This is a genomic window from Lipingzhangella rawalii, assembly GCF_031628175.1.
Classification (GTDB): Bacteria; Actinomycetota; Actinomycetes; order Streptosporangiales; family Streptosporangiaceae; genus Lipingzhangella_A; species Lipingzhangella_A rawalii.
Map to the genome: position 1 here is coordinate 25,768 of NZ_JAVLVT010000014.1, position 7,536 is coordinate 33,303.

At 68.1% G+C, this 7,536-nt stretch carries 4 protein-coding genes; all 4 read right to left on the reverse strand.

What is annotated here, in order from left to right; translation table 11 throughout:
• Nucleotides 1-27: 27 nt before the first annotated feature.
• Entirely contained in the window at nucleotides 28-1,074 is a 1,047-nt protein-coding gene (nudC, locus tag RIF23_RS19875) for an NAD(+) diphosphatase (RefSeq protein ID WP_310914145.1), read from the reverse strand.
• A gap of 245 nt (nucleotides 1,075-1,319) precedes the next feature.
• The gene (locus tag RIF23_RS19880) at nucleotides 1,320-6,281 is read right to left on the reverse strand and encodes an NAD-glutamate dehydrogenase (RefSeq protein ID WP_310914146.1); all 4,962 of its coding nucleotides are present in this window, start codon (nucleotides 6,279-6,281) and stop codon (nucleotides 1,320-1,322) included.
• A 232-nt stretch (nucleotides 6,282-6,513) separates the two neighbouring features.
• Complete coding sequence (locus tag RIF23_RS19885) at nucleotides 6,514-7,173, reverse strand: HAD family hydrolase (protein ID WP_407659516.1); 660 nt, start codon at nucleotides 7,171-7,173, stop codon at nucleotides 6,514-6,516.
• Between the two features lie 95 nt (nucleotides 7,174-7,268).
• The coding region (locus RIF23_RS19890) for a hypothetical protein (RefSeq protein WP_310914149.1) at nucleotides 7,269-7,536 on the reverse strand (268 nt) is incomplete at its 5' end.

Genomic DNA, 7,536 nt, shown 5'->3' on the forward strand with positions numbered 1-7,536 from the left:
CGGACGGCCCGGGCACCGGGGCTCGGGTCACTCGCCCGGCAGGGCACCGCCGTACCAGTGCTCGATGATGCCCCGAGCGATCGAGGAGCGCCCGGGCAGCAGAATCGTGCCCTGCTGCGTCGCCGTGGCCAGCTCAGCGCGGGTGAACCAGCGCACCCGTTCGATCTCCGTGTGGTCGGTCCGCAGGGTCGTTCCCGCGGCGCGGGCGGTGAATCCGAGCATCAGACTGCGGGGGAACGGCCAGGGCTGGGAACCGAGATAGTGCGGCTGGGTGACCGCAACCCCCACTTCCTCGGCGACCTCCCGCACCACAGCCTGCTCCAGGGACTCTCCCGGCTCGACGTATCCGGCGAGGACGGAGTAGCGGTTGTCGGGCCACTGTGGATTGTGTGCCAACAGGCAGCGGTCCACGTCCGGCTGCGGGTCGTGCACCAGCATGATCACGGCGGGATCGAGTCGGGGAAAGTGCTCACTCCCGTCGACCGTGCACTGCCGGACGTGCCCGGCGGACCGTACTCTGGTTGCGGCCCCACACCGTGGGCAGAACTGGTGGGTGGCATGCCAGTTCCCCAGGGCGACGGCATGGGTGAGGAGACCGGAGTCCCGGGCACCGAGCAGCGGACCCACGGCGCGCAGGGAGGCCGGCCGGGTTCCCTCCCGGCGCGCTGCGGGATTCACCCACGGGCCATCCTGGTGCGGATCCGCGCCATCGGCGGCATCGGCAGTATTGCCAGTATCGGCGGGATCCCCGGGGTGGACCCGGACCGCGATGTAGGCGCGCTCCTCGGCGTCCTGCCCCAGGAAGTACCACTCTCCCGCCGGGGCCTCCTGCGGGGGCAGGAACACGAGCTCGGGACCCGCGGGGCCGTCCCATACGCGGACCACGGACTGCCGGGTCTGGAGCGCCTGCCAACCGTGGGTGCCCGGATCTCCGGCTTCCAGGACCAACACCCGGGTGCGCGGATCTGACCAGGCAGCCTTGAGCCACACCTCATCCGTGCGACGGTGCGCGGCGGGATCAACCGTCCCTCGGGACAGCGGCGGGGTGGACGACAACGATGGTGGGGATTCCACACGGACTCCTGGGACTCTCCTGCGGCATGCGAACATTACCGGGGTTACGCATCCGAGGATAGTGCTGGCCAGGAGCAGCCGCCGCTACCGGTGGCTGTGCTTCCCGCTCCGCGCCCCCGCCCCGCGATGCGCGGCGGCGGAGTGGACGGCCCCTCGACCCCGGGCGGTGGTCCGGCCGCGGCGGCACGCAGCCCCCGCGGCCGAACGGCCGCCCCCATCGTCGGAACGGCCCGGGTGCGGACTCCTCAGGCCACCAGGGACCGCACCGACCGTAGCGCTACGGACAGGGTCGCGAGGTCGTAGCGTTGGGCCTCTTCCAACTCCTGCATGGTCTGGGTTGACCGGGTGAACGCGGCGGCGTTGCGCTGCTGCCACTCGTGCAGCAGGTCCTGGGGCGAGGCTCCCGGATCCCTAGACCGCAGAACGTCCCGGGTGAGTGCCGCGTGGACCTCGTACAGCTCGTCGCGCACCGCGGAGCGGGCCATGGTGTTCCACCGGTCGTCGCGGGGCAGGTCGATGATGTGCCCCCGCAGCCGGCTGATGCCGAGCTGGTCGGCGATGTAGAAGTAGACGTCGGCAACCTCCCGCAGTGGTCGCCCCGTCTCCTGACCCACCTGGACCAGGTCGAAGGTGGAGAAGGCCGGGACCATACTGCTGATCCACTGCACCAGCGAGGTTGGCACCGACTCGGGCGCCGGGGCGGTGAAACTGTCCGCCCGGTTCTCGTAGGCGGCGGCGTCCACCCCTCGAAGCAGCCCGGGCAGCATGGGGATGATCTCCGCGACCCGGGGCCGGAAATGCTCGATCTCGTCGCCCAGCTTGAACGAGGAGCCACGGCGCCGCAGCAGCCACCGGCTCGCCCGTTCCGCCAGCTTGCGTGCCTCCAGAAGCATCCGGAGCTGGAGGTGCAGGGGCACCTTGTGGTCGAGGGCCTCCACCTCCCGCCAGAGTTCCCGCAGCCCGAACACCTCGCGGACGACGAGATAGGCGCGTGTGATGTCGGTGGCTGACGCTCCGGTCTCCTCGTTGATCCGGAACACGAAGGTGCTTCCCATACTGTTCACGAGATCGTTGACCACCGAGGTGGTGATGATGCCCCGCCACAGCGGGTGGTCGTCCATGACGTGCCCGAACTGTTCGCGCAGCGGCGTGGGAAAGTACTCGACCAGGGTGTCCCGCAGGTAGGGGTCGCCCGGTAGGTCGGACTCGGAGATCTCCTCCTCGAGAGCGATCTTGGTGTAGGACAGCAGGGTGGCGAATTCGGGGGCGGTGAGCCCCTGTCCAGCACTGCGGCGAGCGGCCAGCGCCCGCTTGTCCGGCAGACATTCCAGGGTGCGGTCGAGCATCCCCTGGCGTTCGAGGGCCTTGATGTATCGCTCGTGCACGTGCAGCAGACTCGCGGACTGCGTGCCGGACGCTGCGATCACCACGTTCTGGTCATAGTTGTCCCGGAGCACGAGCTCGGCGACCTCGTCGGTCATGTCCCGGAACAGCTGGTCCCGCTCCGGTTTGGTGAGCGCTCCGGCGTCCACCTCCCGGTCCAGCATGATCTTGATGTTGACCTCGTGGTCCGAGGTATCCACCCCGGCGGAGTTGTCAATGAAATCGGTATTGACCAGGCCCCCGGCCAGGGCGAACTCGATGCGCCCGGCCTGGGTCACCCCGAGGTTTCCACCCTCGCCGATCACGCGGCACCGCAGATCGGCCGCGTCGACACGTAGCGCGTCGTTGCCCTTGTCCCCCACGTCGGCATGCGTCTCGCTGGAGGCCTTGATGTAGGTTCCGATGCCGCCGTTCCACAGCAGGTCGACGGGGGCGCACAGGATGTAGGAGATCAGTTCGAACGGGGTCAGCGAGGTGATGTCCTCGGGCATGCCCAGGGCGGTGCGGACCTGCGGGGTGACGGGAATGGACTTGGCGCTTCGTGGATGCACGCCACCGCCGGCGGAGATCAAGCTGGTGTCGTAGTCGGCCCAGGAGCTGCGGGGCAGCGCGAACAGTCGCGCACGCTCGGTGTAGGAGGTGGCGGCGTCGGGGGTGGGGTCCAGGAAGATGTGGCGGTGGTCGAAGGCCGCGACCAGCCGGATTCGATCCGACAGCAGCATTCCGTTACCGAACACGTCCCCGGACATGTCCCCGATCCCGACGACGGTGAACTCTTCGGTCTGGACGTCGATCCCCATGCCGCGGAAGTGGTATTTCACCGACTCCCAGGCGCCCTTGGCGGTGATGCCCATGGCCTTGTGGTCGTAGCCGACCGAGCCACCGGAGGCGAAGGCGTCCCCCAGCCAGAATCCGCGTTCCGCGGCGATGCGGTTGGCGATGTCCGAGAAGGTCGCGGTTCCCTTGTCCGCGGCAACCACAAGGTAGGAATCCGTGTCGTCGTGTCGCACGACGCGGTCGGGGTGCACGATCTGCCCGTCCACCAGGTTGTCGGTGACATCGAGCAGCCCTCGGATGAACTGTTCGTAACAGGCCACCACTTCGGTCTGCACCGCGTCCCGATCCCCGGCCGTCGGGAGCCGCTTGCACACGAAGCCTCCCTTGGCTCCACTGGGCACGATGATCGCGTTCTTGACGACCTGGGCCTTGACCAGCCCGAGAATCTCGGTGCGAAAGTCTTCGGGTCGGTCGGACCAGCGCAGTCCGCCCCGGGCGATCGCCCCGAACCGGAGGTGCACCCCCTCCATGCGGGGCGAGTACACGAACATCTCGTAGCGCGGGCGGGGCTCGGGAAGGTCGGGTATGGCGCGGGGATCCAGCTTGAGCACGAGGTAGGGCTTGCCGGTCGCGCTGGGCGAATCAGGATCGTGCTGGTAGTAGTTGGTTCGCAGACTCGCCTCGATGGCCGCCAGGAAGGCGCGCAGAATCCGGTCCTCGTCGAGGCTTGCCACCTGGTCGAGTTCGCCGTGGATCTCCTCGGTGATGCCGTCGCACACGTCCGAACGGCCCACCTCGTGTCGCGGGTCGAAGCGGGCTTCGAACAGGGTCACGAGGAGCCGCGCGATCCGCGCGTTGCGGCGCAGCACGTCGGCGTAGTAGCTCGGGCTGAAAGTGCTGCCGGTCTGGCGTAGGTACTTCGCATAGGCACGGAGCACCGTCACCTGTCGCCAGCTCAAATCGGCACTGACCACCAGATTGTTGAACTCGTCGGACTCGCCGTACCCGTGCCACAACGCGTGGAACGCGTCCTCGAACTGGCTCCGGTTGGGGGGGCCATCCGTGACGGGGAGTTTGCCCAGGCCGAAGTCGTAGATCCACAGCCTCCCCCCAGACTGCTTGATGCCGTAGGGACGCTCGTCGATCACCTCCAAACCCATGTGTTCCAGGAAGGGCAGCACCGTGGACAGCGCCAGCGGACTTCCGGTGCGGTACACCTTGAACCGCCACTCGTCGGGACGTGCCCCGCTGGGCTGGTAGAGGCGCCCCGCCAGGGCGTCCTCACCCAGCTCGTCGATCCGGGCGAGATCGGTGATGGCGGTGTCCACGGACACGTCCGCCTTGTAGCCGTCAGGGAGGGCCTGTCCGTAGGCGCGGAACAGGATCGCCCCCCGGTCCGGCCCGTAGGCCTCGGCGAGCTTGCGCTGGAGTTCGAGGTCCCAGGAGCGTGCGGCGGCAACCACGGCCGCCTCCAGCTCGACCGGATCCGTCTCCGGGAGGGCGGTGGTGCCGTTACCGGCCTCCCCGCGCACCACCACATACAGGCGCGCCAGCGACGACTCGGTCACCGAAACCCGGTACTCGGCACTCGCGCCGCCCAGCTTGCGTTTCAGCGTGTCACGTACGGCCTCGCGCACCTGGGTGTTGAACTGGTCCCGCGGCATGTACACCAGGCAGGACACGTAACGACCGTCGATCTCCCGGCGCAGGAACAGCTTCGTGCCCGGGCTCTCCCGGGTTCCCAGCACGCCGCGCGCCACATCCAGCAGCCACTGCTCGGAGGCCTGGAACAGTTCTTCCCGAGGCAGATCCTCCAGTACCTCCACCAGGTATCGACCGTCGTAGCTGTCGGCCCTGACCCCGGACATTTCCAGGACCCGATCCAGCTTGCGCCGCAGAATCGGAATGTGCGCGATGCTGGTGGTTCCGGCCGCGAACAGCCCCAGGAACCGGCGTTCCCCGATGACCGCCCCGGAGTCATCGAACCGTTTGACCCCGATGTAGTCGAGGTAGCGATCCTCCTGCACCGTGGAGGGCGAGTTCGCCTTGGACAGCACCAGCAGGTGGGCGTCCCGGGCACGGGTCCGGGCCTGCGGACTGAGAGCCTCGAAGCTCTTGGAGTGCGACTTGTGGCCCCGCAACAGCCCCAGACCGGTACCGACAACGGGGGTGAGTCGCAGCTCCGCCGCGGCAGCGTCGGTGTCGGTGTCGGCGTCGGTGTCGGCGTCGGCGTCGGCGTCGGCGTTCTGCCCCTCGGGGACGCTCACGAGGTCGTACTCGCGGTACCCGAGGAAAATGAAGTTGCGAGCGGCCATCCAGTCCAGGAACTCCACGCTCTCGCTCACCTCGGTGGAGTCGACCCCGCTGACGCTGAGCCCTCGATCGCCGGACGCCAGCTCCGTGGCGATTTCCCGAGCCCGCTGCTCCATGCGGTCCTGGTCCTCGTCCACCTGGCGTACGTCCGCAAGAACCCCGGACAGGACACGCTCCACGTCCTTGAGCACGGTGGGATCCGTCTGACGGTCAACTTCGATGTGGATCCACGACTCATCCAGCGGTTCCATGCCTGTGGCGGTGGAACCGCTGGGTTCCACCGCCCGCAGCTCGCCCAGCAGATCTCGCTCCACCCGGAGCTGCGGGTGGATAACCAACCGGACCCCCACCCCGTTGCGGCTGAGGGCGTTCTTGACCGAGCGGACGAGGAACTCCGCGTCGTCGGTGACGATCTCCACGACGGAGCACCCGTTGTCCCACCCGTCGGTGTCCCGGTCGGGGGTGTACAGCCGGAGGTTCGCTCGTCCCTGCGGACGGGTCTGGGCCAGACGCAGATGGCCCAGGGCCGGACCGCAGATTTCGGCGTCACCACGTCTGCGCAGCTGATCCACGGGCACGTTGCGGTAGTAGCGGCACAGGAACCACTCGGCCCAGGCGTCGTCCTTGCCCTCGGGAACCTGGGGCGCGTCGGCGGCTTGCGGCTGCTCCCGGCGCCACCGCGCGAGCGCCTCCCGAACCAACTGGTCGTTCTCGCTGGATGACTGGCCGTGCATGTGCGATCTCACTCCTTTGTGAGGGCAGGCGAGTTTCGTCGGGCCCCGCAGGGGGGTGATCGCGTGCGGGACTCCCTTGTCCCACACCGAACGCACGTCCAGCGTACTGCGCAGCGTTCCCGATGGTCTCGGTTGAATCGCCAAATTCCGGGACGCTGTCGGTCACGTCGCACAACGGTGGCGGCACCAGTCGCGGGGAGAGGACCGCAGGAGTTCGGGGACGCGCGGGGAGCTACTCCCGGTTCCCCCCGATGCGCTGCACTATCGAGGTGAAGGCAGCGGTGTCGGCGATGTCGTCGAGGATGTGCTCCGCACCCGCATTCTGGAGTTGACCGCGGGTCGCCGAGCCGCTGACCACCGCCACGGGCACGGCACGGCCGATCCGTGCAGCTTCCACCCCGCGGGTGGAGTTGGTGACATGAATCGTGGTCTCCTCGGGAAAGACGTTCTGACGTTCCCGCTCGGCCCGCATCCGGGTGAGCTGTAACAAGCTGGCGATGGTGTAGGTGTCGGATCCGAACCCACCGATCTCCAGATCGAGGTAGTTGTCCATCCCGAACGCGGACAGCTGCGCCAGGGCGTTCGCACGGATGGTGCCGGTGACCACGGTCTGCACCGTCCCGGGCATGCGTGCCACCGCGTCCAGCGCGGCCCGGGCCCCGGGCATCTCGTGGCCCTTGGTCGTCAGCTCGTGCCGGTGGTTGGCGAAGGCTTCCTCCAGCGCCTCGACGAAGAACGGCAGCTGGTCGTCCTCAGGATCGACCGGCAGATTGTTCCGAGCGAGGAACTCGTAGAACAGTTCGGAGTCACTCAGCCCCTGGGTCGCCGTCAGGTAGACGAGGGGCTGTCCGGTGACCTGTTCGAAGGCCTCGGCGTAGGCCCGTCGGGTCACCTGGGCAACGTCGACAAGGGTCCTGTCTATGCTCCACAAGATCAACTGGCTAATCGGGAACCTCCCGGACGCGATGGGATGGGCACCAGGTGCCCCTACATAGTGCCGTACGCCAGACAATCCACGACAGCGGCGCCGATGCCCCCGCCACGAATCACGTGGACGACGCTCGTGGACCGGGTTCCGGCACTCCTCCCGGCGGACTGCGCGGCCCCGGACAGCCCGACAGCCCGCCAGCCTTGGGGAGCCAGACCGTTCCGACCCCCGAGCGGTGGATACCCGCCATCAGCACTGTGCAGGATGTGCTGGCCGGTGCGGGTGCCCTGGCCCGCGGGGCGCTGCTCCTCGACCCTTCGCCGTGAT

What these genes read in the sequence shown, in the direction of transcription:
- RIF23_RS19880 (WP_310914146.1), bottom strand. Translation starts at nt 6,281, where the DNA reads ATGCACGGCCAGTCATCCAGCGAGAACGACCAGTTGGTTCGGGAGGCG.